This is a genomic window from Clostridioides sp. GD02404 (assembly GCF_045898275.1).
In the GTDB taxonomy this organism is placed as follows: domain Bacteria; phylum Bacillota; class Clostridia; order Peptostreptococcales; family Peptostreptococcaceae; genus Clostridioides; species Clostridioides difficile_A.
Map to the genome: position 1 here is coordinate 39,653 of NZ_JBJOCA010000009.1, position 18,533 is coordinate 58,185.

Here is an 18,533-nt window from a genome sequence, read left to right on the forward strand (position 1 = left end):
TTAATCATTTAATTTGATTCACTAGATTTTATATCTAGATTAGATATTCCCTCATATACATCAAAATCATTTGGAGTAATTTTACCTTTTAATCTACTATTACTTACAATATAGTTATTTCTGATAGCCAAACTTATAAATGTTGCGTTATCTTTTACATATGTCTGTACATCTTTGTATGCTTTCTTTGTTTCAATTTCAGATGTAGAACTTGTAAGTGTAGACATATATCCATTTAACCTATCATCAGTATATCCACTACTTGCTATAATGCTACTTGCATCTGGTATACTTGATAGTTTCCATCCAACCAATGCTAAATCGTAGTTTTTAGAATTAAGAGCATTTTCCATGTCTTTATCTGATAACTGATTTATTGTATTGTTTATTCCTATAGCCTTTAAGTTCTCACTTATTATGTTTGCAGTTTTTAATCTTTCACTATTATCTCTATTTACTATAATTTTTAAATTCATTTCAGAAAGTCTTTTCTTTACTTCTTCTTTTTCTCTATTTTTTTTATCTTCAGCTTCCTTTTTAACTCTTTCTTCTTCCTCTTTTTTAGCTTTTGCTTCTTCTTCAGGAGTAAGTTTCTTTGTATTCTTTTTAGTTACTTTTTTTTGTTTTTTATCTACTTTATTATCATTTTGATTTACTGAATTTATATTTGCATATTCTACTTTATTAAGATACTCTATTGCTTTATCTTTATTAAATTCTAAAGCTTTCATTTCACTATCATAGTATTTTGATTTTGAATTAAGTGGAAAATTAACTGGAGTAGCATCATCCATATATCCTTCACTAATAATTCTATCTTTATTTATAGAATGTGCAATTGCTTTTCTGAAATTAACATCTTTGAAAAAAGGATTATTATAATTAAATACTATACATTCATAATCTCTACCTTGATATTTTGTTATATTAAATTCTTTCTCTTGAAACTTACTCAAATCATTCAATGTAACATTAGTTATATCACTATCAAGAGCCATAACCATAGATGTTCTTGCATCTTCATTAGGAACCATACCTACTTTTATATTCTTCATTGTCTTTGGAACTTCTTCATAATACTCTTTATTTACAGATAAAATCATTCCTTCTCTTTCTGTATATGATTCTATTTTATATTTCCCATTTCCTATCATATTATTATTTTTGTCATTTGCATCTTTTGAATCTAAATGATTTTGAGATACTATTGGAAAAATTAAACTATCAATAGAGAAAGCATATCTAGCTTTAAATTTTATCGTAAAATCTTTGTCGGATTTAATATTCACTGAAGCTATGTTTTTAGTAAATTCATTGTATGGACTATCTGCACTTTTTTGAATTAAACCAATAGTATAATTTACATCATTTGAAGTAACAGATTTTCCATCATGCCACTTTGCATCTTTTAACTTTATATCTATACTCATTCCATCTTGAGCTATATTATACTCTTTAACTAGTTGAGGAGTTACATTATAGTTCTCATCTATAGTAAATAAACCATCATAAACTAAATTCATTATATAACCAACAGACTTATCAGTATTCGTTATAGGATTTATAGTTTTGGGAGTTACCATTGTTAAGTTTATATACTTAGCATCTATAGAACTTTGACTTTTTAAACTTGAATCACTACTACTTTGTTTTGTTTTAGTATTACTACACCCAACTACCATAAGAGTTATAGCTAAAACAACTGTTAAGACTTTTATTCTCTTCATTAGTTTTTTCCTTTCTTGCCATATATCTTATTATAATGTTTATAATTATTTTTCACTTTTTCTACATACTTTGAAGTTTGTTCAAAAGGTATGTCATGTAGATTTTCTCCATCTTTACTATATTCATTATTTTCTAACCACTTTTTCACATTACCTGAACCACCATTATATGCAGCTATTACTAAGTCTAATTTACCAAATTCCTTGTATAATTTATTTAAGTACCAACAACCAAGTCTTATATTAGTCTCTGGGTCAAAGATATCAACATTTTTCAACTTTAGTTCATCTGCTCCCCAATCCCTAGTTATGTCTAATAGTTGCATTAAACCCTTTGCTTCTTTTTTTGAAACAGCAGAACTATTAAACTTACTTTCAGCTTTTATAACACTGTAAACTATATTTTCATCTAAATTAAATTCCTTAGAATATTTTTCTACATATTCTGAATATTTTTTTGGATATAAAAATTTATGTATTACTTTACTTTCCATTAATAGTGTTCCAAATAAGATTATAAAAATAGATAGAATCAATACTTTCTTACTATTCACGCCAATTCTCCTTCATGTACTCAATAAATTTGTGTGCTTTACTTTCTAATTCAGTTATTGTTCCCGAATTATCTATTATATAATCACCATATTTGGATTTTTCTTCCTGACTCATTTGTGAATTTATCCTACTAATTGCTTCTTGTTCACTACAATTATCTCTATTCTTTATTCTGCTAATTTGCACTTCTTGTTTACAAGTAACTACTAATAGCTTGTCAACCATCTCTAAAAATCCACTCTCTACCAATATAGCCGCATCCAAAATCACTATACTTTCGCCTTTTTTTCTTACTTCATCTATTTCACTCATTATTTTTTCTCTTATTCGTGGATGAGTCAAATTATTTAGCTCTCTAAGTTTTTCTTCATCATTAAAAACGATTCTTCCAAGAGCTTTTCTATTTAATGTTCCATCATCATTTTTTACATTTTGCCCAAAACAATCAAATACTTTTTTTAATAGTATCTTATCTTCAAATATTTTTCTAGATATAATATCTGCATCCACTATAGAAATATTAAGGTTTCTGAATATATTTGATAGGCTGCTTTTTCCACAGCCTATTCCTCCTGTAAGTCCTAATATCAACATAAAATCACCTACTTTGTCTCATACCAAGAACTACCGACATTTAAATCTACATCTAAGTGAACATCCATACTTACAGCATTTTCCATTTCCTCTTTTACTATCTTCTTAACTATCTCTATTTCATCATCAATTGCTTCAACTATCAATTCATCGTGAACTTGTAGTATAAGTTTTGATTTTAAATTATTATCTTCCAATTTTTTATGAACATTTATCATTGCAATTTTTATTATATCTGCTGCACTTCCTTGTATTGGTGCATTCATCGCAAATCTTTTTCCTCTGTTTCTCTCCATAAAATTACTTGATTTTATTTCTGGTATATATCTTCTTCTGTTTAAAATTGTTACAGCATATCCATCTTCACTAGCCTTTTCTATTGTCATATCCATAAATTCTTTTATTTTATGGTATTTAGCAAAATAACTTTCAATGTACTCTTTTGCTTTTGGCACAGGTATATTTAAATCATCAGCCAATCCAAAATCACTTTTGCCATATATAATCCCAAAGTTTACTGCTTTAGCTGCACTTCTCAGTTCACTAGTGACACTTTCCATAGGAACATTGAAAACTTGTGAAGCTGTCTTAGTATGAATGTCTTCATTGTGTTTAAATGCTTCTATCATATTTTCATCTTGGCTCATATGTGCAAGAACTCTAAGTTCTACCTGTGAGTAATCGGCATCAACCAACTTACAATTATCATCCGCAATGAACACTTTTCTTATTTTTCTACCCATTTCCATTTTTATAGGTATATTTTGAAGATTTGGTTCTGTAGATGAAATTCTTCCTGTAGTTGTTATTGTTTGATTAAATGATGAATGAATCCTATTACTCTCTGGATTTATTATATTTAAAAGTCCTTCAACATAAGTAGAGTTTAGCTTTACTATTTGTCTATACTCAGTTATCTTATCTATTATTGGATGTTTATCCCTTAATTTTTCTAAAACATCTGCATTAGTAGAGTATCCAGTCTTAGTTTTTTTGATTATTGGAAGCTCTAATTTTTCAAATAATATGACACCTAGTTGTTTTGGTGAATTTATATTGAATGGCTCTCCAGATAATTCATAGATTTCCTTTTCTAATGTAGCTATTATTTCTTTAAACTCAACACTCAATTCATCCAGGATACTTTTATCTACTTTTATGCCTTCATACTCCATATGCCCTAAAACTTCTACTAAAGGCATCTCTACATGATAAAAAAGACCATCCATACTCATATCTATTAGACTTCTTTCCATCATAGGAACTGTTTCTTTTACTGTGCATATTATTTGACCCATGTACTCAGCTAAATCCTCAAATTCTAAATCCTCATAGTTTTTAGATTTAACTCCTTTGCCTAATAACTCTTCTTTTGATTTAACCTTTTTTGATAAGTACTTCATAGCTATTGCACCACAATCATATGAAGTAGATGAAGTTGAATCTATTAAATACTCAGCTATTGTTATATCAAAATACATATTTTCCAAGTTTATATTATATGGTTTTAGAGATATATAATCATCTTTTAAATTATATCCATATTTTTTAATTTCGTTATTTGAAAGTATACTATCTAATTTTGTTATTTCATCTGAATCTATATAATATATTTTTTCTCCATCTACACTTATAAAGATATATATTATATTTTTTTCAAGTATATTACCTTGTCCTCTAACAGTTTTTAAAATAACTTGTCCTTTTTCCTTCACTTCATCTATGAATTTGTCTATCTCTTTCAATTTTAATATTTCTATTTTTTCTTCTACTTGCTCTGTATCATTTGAATCAACCAAATCAACCAATCTTGATAAGAGACTTGTAAATCCAAAATATCTAAATTTATCTAAAAGCTCATCTTTGTCGTAATCACCAAAAATCATACTGTCTAAATTTACTTCTATTGGTACATCTCTTATAATAGTTGCTAGTCTTTTACTTTGAATAGCAAGTTCTTTATTTTCTTCTATTTTCTTTTTTACACTACCTTTAAGCTTCTCTGTATTATCTATTAAGTTCTCTATACTAGAGAACTCCTTTATAAGTTTTATACCTGTTTTTTCACCTATTCCAGGTACTCCAGGTATATTATCTGACTTATCTCCCATAAGACCTTTTAAATCTATAAACTGTGTTGGAGTCATCTCGTACTTTTCAATCACAGAATTAAAGTTGTATTCTTCTACTTCTCCAACTCCTTTTTTTGTTATAAGAGTAGTTGTATTATCTGAAGCAAGCTGAATAGCATCTTTATCTCCAGTTACTATGTATACCTTATATCCATTTTCTTCTGCCTTTTTAGAAACAGTACCTATAATATCATCTGCTTCATAACCATCTATTTCTAATCTATTTATTTTAAATTTATCTAAAAGATCTTTTAATGGCTGTAGTTGCTCTGCCAATTCATCTGGCATTCCCTTTCTTCCAGCCTTATATTCTTTATATTCTAGATGTCTAAATGTAGGTGCTTTCCTGTCAAAAGCTACACTTATATGTGTTGGTTTATATATATCAATCATTTTAAATAGCATTGTTGTAAATCCATATATAGCATTGGTCTTTAGACCTTCTTTATTATTCATTTCTGGAAGAGCATAAAAAGCCCTATTTATTATTGAATTTCCATCTATTATAATTAATTTTTTTTCCAAATTATATCACTCCTAAAAATTATCTATTTTTCTAACATATATATTATATACCAATATACTGTTATTTAATATTCCCATAATAATAATAGTATATTAAAATTAAATATGTTGCAAACAATATATTTTTTTGCTATAATGATATACATGATATGTCTGAGTGGTGGAATTGATAAATACAATGGGTTCAAAATCAATTGTGTTGATTCATGAGTTCTTGTAATAAAAGTCTAGTATTTATGATATTTTACAGTTTGATGAGTATTTTGTATTCAATATTCCTCTTGCATATTCTTGGAAAATTTGGTAAGATATATAAGTAGCTCAGATTTAAAATATAAGCCGCTGTGGCGGAACTGGCATACGCATACGACTCAAAATCGTACGGGAAACCATATGGGTTCGAGTCCCATCAGCGGCACCAATAAAAAAAACTCTTTAGTATATACTAAAGAGTTTTTTATTGTAATATTTTTTCATCTTTGTTTCTAGCCTTGTATAAGTATAAATACCATAGGCATGACTTCTTGAACTCCTAAAACATATCTAAATAAGGCAGGATTTTTTATGTATTTACTTATTTTATGTATTTACTTAATAAATCCATACTTCTTATCATATTTATTTTTTCCCGATCTCTAAAACTTTTCCCTCTCTAAAAATATTTATAATCAATAATCATTACTCAGTATAACAATTCAATATTATTTTAAAGTATTTGTCATTTAAAACAAACTTGTAATAAAAGCATATCTGAAAGTATTCTGACTCCAATACTTAATAAAGAGTTATTTTTACAATTATAGATATAAACAACATCTATCTTGATGAACTGTATAAATCCACAACCAAAGGTAAACACATATAGTTAAGTAATATGTCCATGTCTTTTCTTTATTATTTTATTGTAATAACTTTATTAATCCATTATAATATTACATCATTTTAAAAAATTATATAAAAAGTCAAATTTTACATATATATTAATTAAACTTGTAAAAACACAGTTAAATTTGTACAATTAAGCACTTAAAACTTGAAAATACTTACTTTGCTATATATTTTAGATAAAGATATAATTTATTTAGTTAAGAAAGGAAGTGGTAAATATAAAAGACAAGTTAAAAATAACACTAAAGTACATAAAAAATTATAAAGCTAGATCTTTAGAAATTGCTCTGAGTATAATTCTTGCTACATCAACTTATTGTTGGTATTGGTACTCTCTCAAGAAGCGCTCAGCAAGCAACAATAGTTAAATAGCATGAGACTAAAATTAGAAATAAATCAAGACCTTACTCTTAATATATATTATTAATTTTAGTTGTTTTATTTATTATTCATTTATTAAATAATAAATAGATAAGGAGTCTAATATGATATTTAGTAGTTTAATATTTTTATTTTTATTCTTTCCACTCACACTCATTTGCTATTACTTGGCAAATCCTAAGTATACAAATGTTATGTTACTTCTAGCAAGTATTGCCTTCTATGCATGGGGAGAACCAAAATATATTTTTTTGATGATGCTATCAATAATAGCAAACTATATATTTGGTATTAAAGTTTCTGACAGTAAAGATAAGAAAATATGGGTTGTGCTTTCTGTGATTTACAATATATCCATTCTTGGTATATTCAAGTATAGTAATTTCTTTGTAGATAATATTAATTTTTTATTAAATACAAATATAACTATACCCGAAATTAAATTGCCTTTAGGTATCTCATTTTTCACATTCCAGATAATGAGCTATGTAATAGATGTATATAGAAATGATGCTAAAGTTCAAAGAAAATTAACTAACCTAGCATTATACATAAGTTTATTTCCTCAGCTTGTAGCAGGTCCTATTGTTAGATATCAGACTGTGGCAGATGACATTGAACATAGAGAACATAATTGGTATAAATTTACTCAAGGCGTAAACAAATTCGTTATTGGTCTTGGAAAAAAGGTAATTTTAGCAAATCAATTAGGTATAATCGCAGATGATGTATTTAATAAGTCATCTGGAGATTTATCAAGACTTGAGGTGTGGCTAGGTGTAGTTTGCTATACACTTCAAATATTCTATGACTTTAGTGGTTATAGTGATATGGCTATTGGTTTAGGTAAGATATTTGGATTTGATTTTTTAGAAAATTTCAACTATCCATATATCTCTCAAACAGTATCTGAGTTTTGGATAAGGTGGCATATATCTTTAAGTACTTGGTTTAAAGACTATGTATATTTTCCATTAGGTGGAAATAGGGTCTCTAGATTAAAACTATATAGAAATTTATTTATAGTATGGTTTTTAACTGGCATGTGGCATGGAGCTAATTGGACTTTTATTATATGGGGGTTATATTTTGGAATATTAATATCGATAGAAAAAGCATTTTTAGAAAAATTGTTATATAAAATGCCAAGAATCATAAGACACATGTATTTACTTTTTATAGTCATGATTGGGTGGGTATTCTTTAGAGCAGAAGATTTACCAAAAGCTATTAAATTTATAGGTATTATGTTTGGTTCTGGAAATTATCCACTTTTCAGTAATGCATTCAATGTATTTGTAATTGAATATTGGTATGTAATTGTTGGAGCAATCATTCTATCAACTCCTATTGTAGAAATTATAAAGTCATTAGTAATTAAGAAGAATAAAAATACACTAAATAACACAGTGTGTCAAGTTGCTAATGCAGCTTTCATAGTTGCTTGCATGTTTATTGTAGTGGTAATGTTAAGTAGCTCAACTTATAATCCATTTTTATACTTTAGATTCTAATTTTGGAGGTATTGACATGAATAAAAATAAACCAAAGATTGTTGCCATTTCATTTTTAATTATAGTATTTGGATTTTTTATATTAAATTTTGCACTTCCAAAGAAAAAATTGAGTATAACTGAAAATAGAAATCTTACAAAATTTCCGACTATAGGAAATTTAAAAAAAGGTAACTACATAGCTAAATTTGAAGAATACTTTAATGACCATTTTGCATTTAGAGATGAAATGATATCAATAAATACAAAATCTCAAGCTAGTTTTAACAAAACTAAAGTAGGTAACTATTACTTAGGAAAAGATAACTGGATATTAGGTATATTTCCAAAACTTTTAAACCAAAACCAATTAAATAGATACGAAAAATCTATTAATTATTTATCTGATCTAAGTAAAGATATGGGAAAAGATGTGTATTTTACAATGATGCCACATAAATCTAATATGCTAAAACATTTATATCCTAAGTATGTTGATAACATAAGTAATATAGATATAAATTTAAAGAATTTTAAAAGTAAATTAAATCAAGATTCAATTAAATACATAGATATGGACGAGTATTTTTTAATCAACTATTCAGATAAAGAAAGAGAAAATTTATATTTTAAAACTGATCATCACTGGACTGGGTATGGAGCATTTGAAGGCTTTAAAATGATAGTATCAAATATGGACTTGGGTGTATCTAAGCAAGATTTAAGAAATCATTTTAATAGCTACAAAAAATCTATAGTTACTGATAAAAAGTTTGTAGGAAGTTATAATCAAAATATAGATATGCTAATAAAAAAAAATGAATATGTAGTTTATATGACAAAAGATAACCAAGATTATAGCTTTGATATAAATGGAAAAGAAAAAGAAGAAAAGGAGGTCTATGCAACTAAAAGAAGTGATAAAAAGTGGGATTATGGTGGAGCATACATTAGAGGAGCTCAAACTAATATATTAACTATAAAAAATACTAAAGCATTATTAGATAAAAAAATACTAATATTTAGAGATTCATACCAAGCTCCTACAACACTTTTATTTGCTGATATGTTTAATGAAGTAGAGATAGTAGACCCTAGAAATATAAACTCAATAGATAAAACATACAAAGATATGATTGAGGAAAGCAATGCAGATGTTGTAATGTTTATGTATAATAGCTCTGGTTTTGATTCAATGATAGATGCGATGATAGATAAAGGAATAAAATAAAAACAAGGAGATGTAGCACATTGAATAAAAGATTTAATCTACCTATAGCATTATCGATACTGCTGATATCCTTAATTACCTTTAATCTATGAAAGAAGTTTCTAATGAGTATATTACATATATTCAAAATTAAAAGATTGAACAAAACTACTACTTAACCGAGGATGGATAACTAATAGGCTAATTTGTTACCTGATTATTATATAAAATCTTACTTTCAGGCTATTAATAACTTGAGCTACTTAAATGTAAAAAACTATTTTTATTTTGTTTCAATTCCTCACAAAGCAAATATGCTTAAACACTTATATCCAAGCGATATAAAAGGTAAAAACAATATAGATATTAACAAAAAAACTTAGAGAATCAGTTAATAGATATAAATTTCATAGATATAGGTGATTACTTTTATGGAAGTTTTACTGAAAAAGAAAGATAGAACTTCTTTTTAAAAACAGATCATCATGGAAATTCGTTAGGAGCATTTGAAGATTATAAATTTATGATTGATAAATTGGATCTTGGTTTATCTAAATCAGAAATAGATAATCATAAAAAAAAATATTGTACCTGATATGCAAATGACAAGGTCTTTATAGGTAGTTATAATAAAAAGATGGGATATCCACTTGCAAAAAAGAGTATATAAACAACCTCTCTACACTATGTTATCTCTCTAAAACTATCAATATATATCTTAATATTAGCATAGCATAAACAATAAAAAAATAATCCCATACATCTTTTTTACTATAGAAATAAAATCACAAAGATTCTTAGAAAGCCACTTATCTTTATGGTAGATTAATTGTGAATAAATATTATAGTTGGTAGTAAATGGAACCTTAATCAACTCATGTTTTTCTAATTCCTTCTCCACTGCAAGCTCTGGAAGAAGACACAATCCAAGTCCACTAAGTACTGTTTGTTTAATTACCTGAATACTTCCAGTTTCAAGAACTCTTTTAGGTACTATAGATGATTCAGACAACTCTTTTTCAAACAGACTTCTATAACAACAACTCTTTCCTGTCAAAATAAATGGAACATTTTGAAAGTCCTGAATATACACCTTTTCTTTTAAGGCTAAATCACTTTCTGGAACTGATAATACACAGATAGGCTCCTCATTTTTTAATACAGAAATAGCAGATTTATCATTTATGGGTAAATCAAGTATAAATGCTATATCAATAGTATTATCTGCAAGTAAAGGAACAAAATCAGAAGAATCTAGAGTTTTTATAAAAAGGTCAACATCCGGATATTTCTCTTTATATATTTTTATAATCTCAGGTAACTTAAAAATACAAATAGATTCTGATGCTCCAATAACAATACGCCCATAATTATCTTTCTCTTTATACATTTTTTCTATATCTGATGATAATAAAAGCATCTTTTCAGCATATGGAAGCAACTTCTCACCTTCTCTAGTCAATGCTACACTTTTTCCTATACGTTCAAAGAGACGTACATCCAATTCTTTTTCTAATTGTTGTATATGAGCTGTAATATTTGATTGTGCATAGTTCAAATATTCAGCAGTTTTAGTAAAATTTTTAATTTTACTAAGTATTAAAAATGTATTCAAATGTTTTAATTCCATATCTATTCCTCCATATTATCTAAATATCAGATTGATACAATCAAATCAATCTATTTCACAAATAATAAGTTTGATGTTAACATACAGGTATAGTAAAAGTCAAACAAAATAAAATTTAAAGGAGACTCTAATGTTATCAAAAACTAATATAATTGAAGAAGTAAATAATATTGAGCAACTGTATGTATACAAAAAATTAGGAAAGATAAATAATAACATACTAAGTGTTGTACAAGTAGCAAACAGAAGTCTAGATTTTCATGTTCATGAAAAATCAGACGAATTGTTTTATGTAATAGAAGGAAAATTTAATTTAGAAACTTTAGAGGGGTTGACAGAAGTTAAAGAAGGAGAATTTATCATTGTTCCTCAAAATACAATACATAGACCAATAGTTAAAAAACTTACAAAATTTCTAATGATTGAATTAGAAGGAACTCTTAATAAAGAAAATAGTGGTGATTTATATGAAGATTAATCTATTTTATAATATCTAAAAGTCATTCATAAGTAAGTATACTATAGTAATTATCTTTAAAACATATAGAGTTCCATAAAAAAAAGCCACAATACATAATACTTGTGGCTTTAAGAATTTATACAATTATATAAATTCATCTCCTAATATAAACTTTAAAGCTAATTTACCTTTATATAATTTTATACTTAGTATTATAACTTTTTATCTAATTTATTATATACAACAACCCCACAAATAAATTGAAATAAAATAAGCAATCCAAGAACAATTAAAACCCACTTACTTATTATCATTACAGAGAATACACTCAATACAGAAACAATAACTATAAGAATTACGAAAATATAAGACATGATTTGGTTAGTAATTCGTCCAGATTTATCACGTAACATAATTCTTCTTTCATCATTCATCTCTATTCTTTGATTCTCTAGCCTTTCTTCATATTCTACAGATTTTTCTGGCTTACTCCAATATATATATTGAAAAATCATACATACCCCAGGCCCTAAAGCAGCTCCAGATAATCCCCAAATTAAAGCCTCAAATGAAAACTCTGTAAATATAGCCAACAAAACAAGTAGAATTCCACAAACAAAATATCCAATTCCAATGTATAATCTGCTCTTTTTCATTTTTACTCCTCCTCATAAATAAATATTTCTTCAATATTCATGTCAAAATATCTTGCTATCTTAAAAGCTAATATGATAGAAGGATTATATCTACCATTTTCTAATGAACCTATAGTTTGTCTTGATACTTGCAAGGCCGATGCTAGTTCTTCTTGTCTTATACCTCTCTTTTTTCTTATTTCTTCTAATCTATTTTTCACCTTTTTCTCCTTTAATATCTCATTAATGTAAAGTCTACTTTCCATAATTATACAACTATTTTTCTCTCATGTAAAGTTTACTTTCCATTTATTCAAAAAAAATAACAGACCTTTTTAAGTCTGCAATTTTAAAATATTATGTTATTAATTAACTTTAATGTTGTTTCCTAATTGGAATCCAAACTTCTGTAGTATAATTAGGAGCATTGACATTACCATTAGGATAAAGTTCAATATCTGGCAAATTAGCATATGCATATCCAGAGCTTGGTAACCATTCAGTAATAATTCTTTTTTGTAATTCTTGTATTGCCAAAGCATTTGGCATTGGAGATACACATTCAAATACTGCCCATGTACCTGATGGTATATAGTATTCATATGTATTTTCTAATACAGACTTATCTGTTGGAGCAGCAATATAGTAATCTAAATCTTTACCATTAGTACATACACTAACTCCTAGCAATCCTTGAGGCTCGTTATTTATCAATTCTAAAAGTTTATCAATTGTTCCATTTTTTATGGATTTAGCCCACAGCTTAGGAACTTTATCAAAACACTCTTCTACAATCATATTCATACTTTCTTTTATACCAACAATACGGAATCCTTTCTTTTCTACAATACGATATTGCATTTCTACATTCCCTTTTACATAAATACTCAGTGTCATCTTAGGATATGCTTTTAAAACAACTCCCTTTGCCCTAGCTGCCGACGGAGAAATGCCATGTATATTTTGAAAAGCTCTATTAAAAGATGTTGGTGAATCATAACCATATTTCTCTGATAGTTCTAAAATTTTAATGTTACTATTCTGTAGTTCAAATGCCGCTTTAGTCATACGTCTTCGTCTAATATATTCAGATAATGGTACATCTGCAATATATGAAAACATTCGTTGAAAATGAAAGGTTGAACAACATGCGATTTTTGCTGCTTCTGCATAATCTACTCCACTTTCAAGATTATCTTCAATATAAGTAATAGCTTGATTTAATTTATTTATCCATTCCATTTGATATTACCTCCAAGCAAATTATACAATCTAATAAAATAATATACCTCTCTATTCATGCACAAAATTGTAAGCATTTAAATTCACAGGTATTTTTTTATTCATAGCTATAATGAATAAAAAAGTTGTATTACACAATAAAAAAGTTCAATAACATTATATTATAGAATGTTATTGAACTTTTTATAAAAATTAATTTAAGTGTAGTTAAATTAAGTATTAAATTATCTTATATATTACAGTATCCAACTATTTTATAATCTTCTGGTACTTTGTAATCTTTGTCTGGAGTACCTAAATTCCACTTCAATTCAAACATAGTTGCACTTATTATTGTTGCAAAGTAAAGCATAACAATACCCACATCTATTTTTTCTTCATATAGACTAGTATGACCATCTTTTCTAACAGCTAAAACTACAACTCCTCCATCAACTATAAATCTCCATGGCTGTCTGTTTAGTGTAGATGGTGCTAATCTTGCATAGTGGAATGCCTCAAGAAGTGCTCTTTCTTCTAATACTTCTATACTTGCATCATTTCCCCATTCATCCATGTAAACTACATCTTCTACACCAAGTCTAGAAGAACCATTGTCTAATACAACTTGCATATCAGATTTTGAATAATTTTCGCCAGTCTTTGTAGCGTTTAGTACTTTAGTATTACTTACATTTTCGCCATATCCAATTGCTATAATTCCTGTTACTTCTTTATCTGAATCAATTCCTAGTTTCTCTCTTACTTTTTTGCCATCTTCAAAAGTAACCCAACAAGAACCTATTCCAAGTTCTGTCACTTTAAAGATTATACTTTCTCCTATGTATCCTGAATTTTCAATATAGTTATCTTTTACATCAGATAATATGATAATATAACTTGGAGCATCTATCATATTTCCCTTATATCCTGCCACTTTATCTAAATTGTCAAAAACTTCATTTCTATTCATAATTCTTATGTCAACATCTATTTCTGGAACTAGTTTCTTGCAAGATTCTGAGTATTTCTTAATGTCACTAAGATATTCCTCTTTAATATCTGTGTTCTTGTACTCTCTAACAGACTTTCTATTTAATATGATTGTTTTATAATTCATAATTTTATCCTCCCCAAACTAGTATATTATTAATTATATACCCATTAATATGATATTTTACTCATTTACTTAACAAATAATAATTACAATTTTGTAATCATTATTTATTAATAATATTCCACTTTTACATTAATAATGACCAGTTGCGCAAAATCCATTGCCAACCTTCAAATAAACACATATTATAAAGGTAATATAAAATAAACAAACAAATCTTAACAAAAAATTAAACTTTTTTTACACGAAAGAAGGCTTCCCGTTGCCTTCTTTATTTTTGCAAAAAATAAGCTGTTCCTAAAATGATTTCACATTTTGAAACAGCCAAGTTATTTTATAATGACAACTATAATTTGAGGATGTGAGGGAGAGTTGTCATTATAAATTTAGGGTAATTATATTATGTTTTAAGCTAGTTCTTTCTATATTTATATAATACATTTTATATGTGAATTTTATATGAGATTTGTATAAATGATATATGAAATTACGTATATTTATTATATTAAATCTTATTATTGCATTTTCCACAACAATACTCATATGTCTCCACATTATTTGGAATATTTACAAATACAAATTCTTTACAGTTTTCACAATACTTCAATATAGATATAGTTCCACAAGTGTAACATTCAAATGTCACACAATCCTCATTTTCCTCTACTATCTCAAACTTTTTACTGTGTTCACCACACTCTGGGCACTTGTGATTATTTACATTCATAAATACTCCTCCTTATTAATATAGTTAAAAACATGTCAGAAACTTAATTATTGTGTTCTATATTACTTAGTATATATTCTATAATAAATCATATTCTAATATAATAAAACAAATTAAATAAAAAAAAACCATAAATTTAAAATTTATGGATTAATTCTTGTAATGATAACTCTATTTGAGGATGTGAGGGAGGGTTATCATTACAATAGGGTATTATATTATGGTTTTTAAGCTAGTCTTTCTATACTCTATATAATACATATGCTATATGAATTTTATATGATTTTTACATAAATATTTTATGAAATTTAAATTTTTTAGTCATTTTAAAATTTGTAAAAAGTTCTCTAAAAATCCATAACATCATAAATAACCAGCATTTAAGTAAAAAATCATAAAAAAATTTATCCAATAATTTTAACAAGTTATATCACCTCATTATAATTATTGACATAAAATTAAATAAACAGTCTATAAAACTCTTATAAAATATACTTTTAGTACTTATTGATACACAATCTCTAATTTATCAATCTTATCTTGCATCTCTAAGAAAATCTCTTCAACAGAATTGTTAAATATATTACCTAAATAGATTCTTTTATCTTTTTGAAGTGAATAAGATTTCACACTACCATCAGAAGAAATGTACAAATGACTCCATTCTGCACCATATTTTGAAAATCTTTCTTTTGTATCTTTAAATCTCATATCTTCTATCTTTATTGCTTTTCCCCTATCCTCTCTTACTACTGTATGCCCTCTTTTTATCAGACTAGTTATTTTTATATCTTCTTTTAATCTAACATGTGCATTATCATTCTTTGAATATACTTTCCAGATTACTTTATGGCGATAATCGTCTAATTCTTTTATCAATCCTCTATCAATAGTAAAGCTCTCCTTAGTTACCACAATCAAATCAAAATAGTCTAGCATATATTGAAATATTTCTCTCATATTTTTATTTTTTAAAATATCTTCACCAATAACTTCTATAAATCTACAACCCTTTTCATGCATACACTTTAATAAACTTATGATTTCAGAAAAATATTTACTTGTACTATTGTCACCATCCATCTCTATCGTAAAATATAAAGGAGTAAGATATACTTTATTTCCTGTTATCTCAAAAACACTTGATAATGGTTGTACTTCATCTTCAAAAGTTAAATATACGTTCTCATAAAACCTAAAGAATTCTATAACATTTTCTTTCATATTAAGTATATTTCTATATCTGTTGGATAATATATTTATTACATCTTCAGTGGTGTTTTTCCCATCACATTCTGCCAATACGACAATTTGATTCCAAGTTAAGCTATCCACATTTCCTATGCTTTTTTCATATCCATTTGCTTCATCATAAATTGGTCCAATTATAAGGTTCTCCTTTGGCCACATATGAACCCTGGTTCCATCTTTTAGTTTTGGATATTTATTTCTTACAGATTCATAAAATCTACTTATATCACACATGATTCTTCTATCCCCCCATATTTTAAACATTCTATGCTAAAAATAGCACTTTATTTTTATTAATTCAACATTTATTCAAAATTGGTCATCGTACATGTTTAACTGGATTTAACATCAACTTTATCTATATGTTATTGATGCTTATATACAAATTCTTATTCATTAGATTTCAATATAATTTTGACTATTTCTGGTTTACAATTAAGTCTAATTAGAACTTTTGAGCCTCCCAAGCCTTTATTTAAAATCATAGTACTATTATCTTTTTCATATTTACCCCAGTCATACTTAGGAAAAAATTCTCTATTTGGAGATAATACACCTCCAATAAAAGGTATCCTTATTATGCCACCATGAACATGTCCAGCTAAAATTAAATCTGCTCCCCATTTTGTATATTTTTCAAAGAAAAATGGTGTATGAGCTAAAAGTATATTATACTCATTTTCATTTATCTTACCTAAATTATCCTCTATAAAATTGTCACTTAATTCTAACTTTTTATTATTGCCAAAAAAATATGGATAGCACTCTAATGGTATAATTAAACCATATAAATTAAGATGACTATCTCCTCTATCGATTCTTACAGACTCATTTTCCATGTTTATTATTTTTTTTGAATATAACTTTTTAAAATAGTCTTTATATAAATGCTTGTACTTTTTTATCAAAGATTTTTGTTCATGATTTCCAATTATATGATATACTTCATATTTTTCTACTAGATTGTCTATTAAATCTAGTGCAACTTGAAAATTTTTATTTTCTCCATCAACTAAATCTCCTGTTATAAACACAGCATCTGGATTCAAGGAATCAATTTTATCTATCAATACCTTATTATTTTTTTTATCAAACACCTTATTATGTAAATCACTTACTTGAACTATTTTAAAATCATCAAACTCTTTTGGAATTTTTTCATTAAAAATAGTATATTCTGTCGTTTCTATATGCTGAGTTTCATATTTATACAGAATATACAATACCACTAATACTAATACTGTCAATAAAACCTTTATAATCATATTATCTTCCTCTTTATTCTATTTTGTTAATATTATTATAATGCTTTTATGTTTTTTTTTAAACAGTAACATTAATACATATATATTTTTTCCAATATTATAAAAACAAGTCATCCTTTTCTAAAATTATAATTTATTTTAGAAAAGGATAACTATAAAATTATCTATAAACTTCTATATTATGAAATATAGTTTTTCCTTTATTTAAATTTTTATATATATGCTCTAAGGTTCCATCAAATCTAATAGAATGTCCAGACTCCAAAATATAAGTTTTTCCATCAACATTAAGGTCAAGTTTTCCTTCTATTACAAGTACATACTCTTCTAAAACATGACTGTGTGTAGACGAAACATGAGTACAATTCTCTTCAAGTTCAATTATGAAGAGTTCAAACCTCCTCTGAGGGCTGAAAGGATATATTGGATATAACTTCATATTCCCTTTCTGTTCAATAATAGGTTCTACCTCTTCTTTTTTTATGACTTCATAAGTATTTGTGTTTTCACTTAATAGTGTTGTAAAATTTATTTTAAATCCAGATGAAATTTTCCATAAGGTAGATACTGTTGGGCTAGATTCCCCTCTCTCAATTTGACCAAGCATTGCTTTACTGACACCTGTCATCTTTGAAGCTTTATCTAAACTTATGCCCATTTCTTGTCTTAATAACCTTAAATTTTCTCCCACATTAGGAAATTTATTATCCATGTTAAAATCC

General features: G+C 26.7%; 16 protein-coding genes and 1 tRNA gene. 4 read left to right on the top strand and 13 right to left on the bottom strand.

Features of this window, described 5'->3' with window-relative positions:
• Window positions 1-8: 8 nt before the first annotated feature.
• From Q3287_RS07385 to polA, 4 genes are read right to left on the bottom strand one after another with little or no spacing between them, the layout of a single operon-like run.
• Window positions 9-1,727 carry an ABC transporter substrate-binding protein gene (locus tag Q3287_RS07385; protein ID WP_407963785.1) on the bottom strand — a complete coding sequence of 573 codons (1,719 nt, stop codon included), beginning with the start codon at window positions 1,725-1,727 and terminating at the stop codon, window positions 9-11.
• A complete protein-coding gene (locus Q3287_RS07390) occupies window positions 1,727-2,281 on the bottom strand; it encodes a lytic transglycosylase domain-containing protein (protein WP_054269653.1) in 555 nt (184 codons plus the stop codon). The genes Q3287_RS07385 and Q3287_RS07390 overlap by 1 nt, the downstream gene beginning before the upstream one ends.
• Window positions 2,274-2,876, bottom strand: a complete 603-nt coding sequence (gene coaE / locus Q3287_RS07395) for a dephospho-CoA kinase (protein ID WP_054269652.1) — start codon at window positions 2,874-2,876, stop codon at window positions 2,274-2,276. Before coaE ends, Q3287_RS07390 begins: the two co-directional genes overlap by 8 nt.
• Window positions 2,877-2,884: 8 nt before the next feature.
• Window positions 2,885-5,533 (bottom strand): DNA polymerase I, encoded by a 2,649-nt coding sequence (gene polA / locus Q3287_RS07400; protein ID WP_407963786.1) that lies wholly within the window; start codon window positions 5,531-5,533, stop codon window positions 2,885-2,887.
• A gap of 338 nt (window positions 5,534-5,871) precedes the next feature.
• On the opposite strand from polA, the gene Q3287_RS07405 reads away from it, so the two are divergent.
• The 3 genes from Q3287_RS07405 to Q3287_RS07415 all read left to right on the top strand — a co-directional run bounded on the left by Q3287_RS07405 (window position 5,872) and on the right by Q3287_RS07415 (window position 9,526).
• Window positions 5,872-5,954: transfer RNA gene (locus Q3287_RS07405), tRNA-Leu, on the top strand.
• Between the two features lie 952 nt (window positions 5,955-6,906).
• Window positions 6,907-8,316, top strand: a complete 1,410-nt coding sequence (locus Q3287_RS07410) for an MBOAT family O-acyltransferase (RefSeq protein ID WP_407963787.1) — start codon at window positions 6,907-6,909, stop codon at window positions 8,314-8,316.
• A gap of 16 nt (window positions 8,317-8,332) precedes the next feature.
• Window positions 8,333-9,526: an alginate O-acetyltransferase AlgX-related protein gene (locus tag Q3287_RS07415; protein ID WP_407963788.1), complete on the top strand. Its 1,194-nt coding sequence runs from the start codon at window positions 8,333-8,335 to the stop codon at window positions 9,524-9,526.
• Between the two features lie 703 nt (window positions 9,527-10,229).
• Here the strand turns inward: Q3287_RS07415 and Q3287_RS07420 are convergent.
• Entirely contained in the window at window positions 10,230-11,135 is a 906-nt protein-coding gene (locus Q3287_RS07420) for a LysR substrate-binding domain-containing protein (protein WP_407963789.1), read from the bottom strand.
• A 130-nt stretch (window positions 11,136-11,265) separates the two neighbouring features.
• Between Q3287_RS07420 and Q3287_RS07425 the strand changes: the two genes are divergently transcribed.
• Window positions 11,266-11,613, top strand: coding sequence for a cupin domain-containing protein (locus Q3287_RS07425; RefSeq protein ID WP_407963790.1), 348 nt, complete (start codon window positions 11,266-11,268; stop codon window positions 11,611-11,613).
• Between the two features lie 194 nt (window positions 11,614-11,807).
• On the opposite strand, the gene Q3287_RS07430 is transcribed toward Q3287_RS07425, so the two are convergent.
• From Q3287_RS07430 to Q3287_RS07465, 8 genes are all read right to left on the bottom strand, one after another.
• Window positions 11,808-12,251 carry a hypothetical protein gene (locus Q3287_RS07430; RefSeq protein ID WP_054276218.1) on the bottom strand — a complete coding sequence of 148 codons (444 nt, stop codon included), beginning with the start codon at window positions 12,249-12,251 and terminating at the stop codon, window positions 11,808-11,810.
• Between the two features lie 2 nt (window positions 12,252-12,253).
• The gene (locus tag Q3287_RS07435; protein ID WP_054269647.1) at window positions 12,254-12,451 is read right to left on the bottom strand and encodes a helix-turn-helix transcriptional regulator; all 198 of its coding nucleotides are present in this window, start codon (window positions 12,449-12,451) and stop codon (window positions 12,254-12,256) included.
• Between the two features lie 154 nt (window positions 12,452-12,605).
• Window positions 12,606-13,472, bottom strand: coding sequence for a GyrI-like domain-containing protein (locus tag Q3287_RS07440; protein WP_407963791.1), 867 nt, complete (start codon window positions 13,470-13,472; stop codon window positions 12,606-12,608).
• 229 nt (window positions 13,473-13,701) lie between these two features.
• Window positions 13,702-14,571 carry a nitroreductase family protein gene (locus tag Q3287_RS07445; protein WP_054269645.1) on the bottom strand — a complete coding sequence of 290 codons (870 nt, stop codon included), beginning with the start codon at window positions 14,569-14,571 and terminating at the stop codon, window positions 13,702-13,704.
• A gap of 502 nt (window positions 14,572-15,073) precedes the next feature.
• Window positions 15,074-15,295 (bottom strand): hypothetical protein, encoded by a 222-nt coding sequence (locus Q3287_RS07450; protein WP_054269644.1) that lies wholly within the window; start codon window positions 15,293-15,295, stop codon window positions 15,074-15,076.
• Between the two features lie 504 nt (window positions 15,296-15,799).
• Entirely contained in the window at window positions 15,800-16,780 is a 981-nt protein-coding gene (locus tag Q3287_RS07455; protein ID WP_054269643.1) for an SPASM domain-containing protein, read from the bottom strand.
• A gap of 155 nt (window positions 16,781-16,935) precedes the next feature.
• A complete protein-coding gene (locus tag Q3287_RS07460) occupies window positions 16,936-17,811 on the bottom strand; it encodes a metallophosphoesterase (protein WP_407963792.1) in 876 nt (291 codons plus the stop codon).
• Window positions 17,812-17,971: 160 nt separating this feature from the next.
• Complete coding sequence (locus Q3287_RS07465) at window positions 17,972-18,523, bottom strand: helix-turn-helix domain-containing protein (protein WP_054269641.1); 552 nt, start codon at window positions 18,521-18,523, stop codon at window positions 17,972-17,974.
• Window positions 18,524-18,533 lie beyond the last annotated feature (10 nt).

Excerpts from the sequence above, each read along its gene's own strand:
- Q3287_RS07385 (WP_407963785.1), bottom strand. The coding sequence starts at position 1,727 with ATGAAGAGAATAAAAGTCTTAACAGTTGTTTTAGCTATAACTCTTATG.
- coaE (WP_054269652.1), bottom strand. The coding sequence starts at position 2,876 with ATGTTGATATTAGGACTTACAGGAGGAATAGGCTGTGGAAAAAGCAGC.
- Q3287_RS07410 (WP_407963787.1), top strand. The coding sequence starts at position 6,907 with ATGATATTTAGTAGTTTAATATTTTTATTTTTATTCTTTCCACTCACA.
- Q3287_RS07415 (WP_407963788.1), top strand. The coding sequence starts at position 8,333 with ATGAATAAAAATAAACCAAAGATTGTTGCCATTTCATTTTTAATTATA.
- Q3287_RS07420 (WP_407963789.1), bottom strand. The coding sequence starts at position 11,135 with ATGGAATTAAAACATTTGAATACATTTTTAATACTTAGTAAAATTAAA.
- Q3287_RS07425 (WP_407963790.1), top strand. The coding sequence starts at position 11,266 with ATGTTATCAAAAACTAATATAATTGAAGAAGTAAATAATATTGAGCAA.
- Q3287_RS07430 (WP_054276218.1), bottom strand. The coding sequence starts at position 12,251 with ATGAAAAAGAGCAGATTATACATTGGAATTGGATATTTTGTTTGTGGA.
- Q3287_RS07440 (WP_407963791.1), bottom strand. The coding sequence starts at position 13,472 with ATGGAATGGATAAATAAATTAAATCAAGCTATTACTTATATTGAAGAT.
- Q3287_RS07445 (WP_054269645.1), bottom strand. The coding sequence starts at position 14,571 with ATGAATTATAAAACAATCATATTAAATAGAAAGTCTGTTAGAGAGTAC.
- Q3287_RS07450 (WP_054269644.1), bottom strand. The coding sequence starts at position 15,295 with ATGAATGTAAATAATCACAAGTGCCCAGAGTGTGGTGAACACAGTAAA.
- Q3287_RS07455 (WP_054269643.1), bottom strand. The coding sequence starts at position 16,780 with ATGTGTGATATAAGTAGATTTTATGAATCTGTAAGAAATAAATATCCA.
- Q3287_RS07460 (WP_407963792.1), bottom strand. The coding sequence starts at position 17,811 with ATGATTATAAAGGTTTTATTGACAGTATTAGTATTAGTGGTATTGTAT.
- Q3287_RS07465 (WP_054269641.1), bottom strand. The coding sequence starts at position 18,523 with ATGGATAATAAATTTCCTAATGTGGGAGAAAATTTAAGGTTATTAAGA.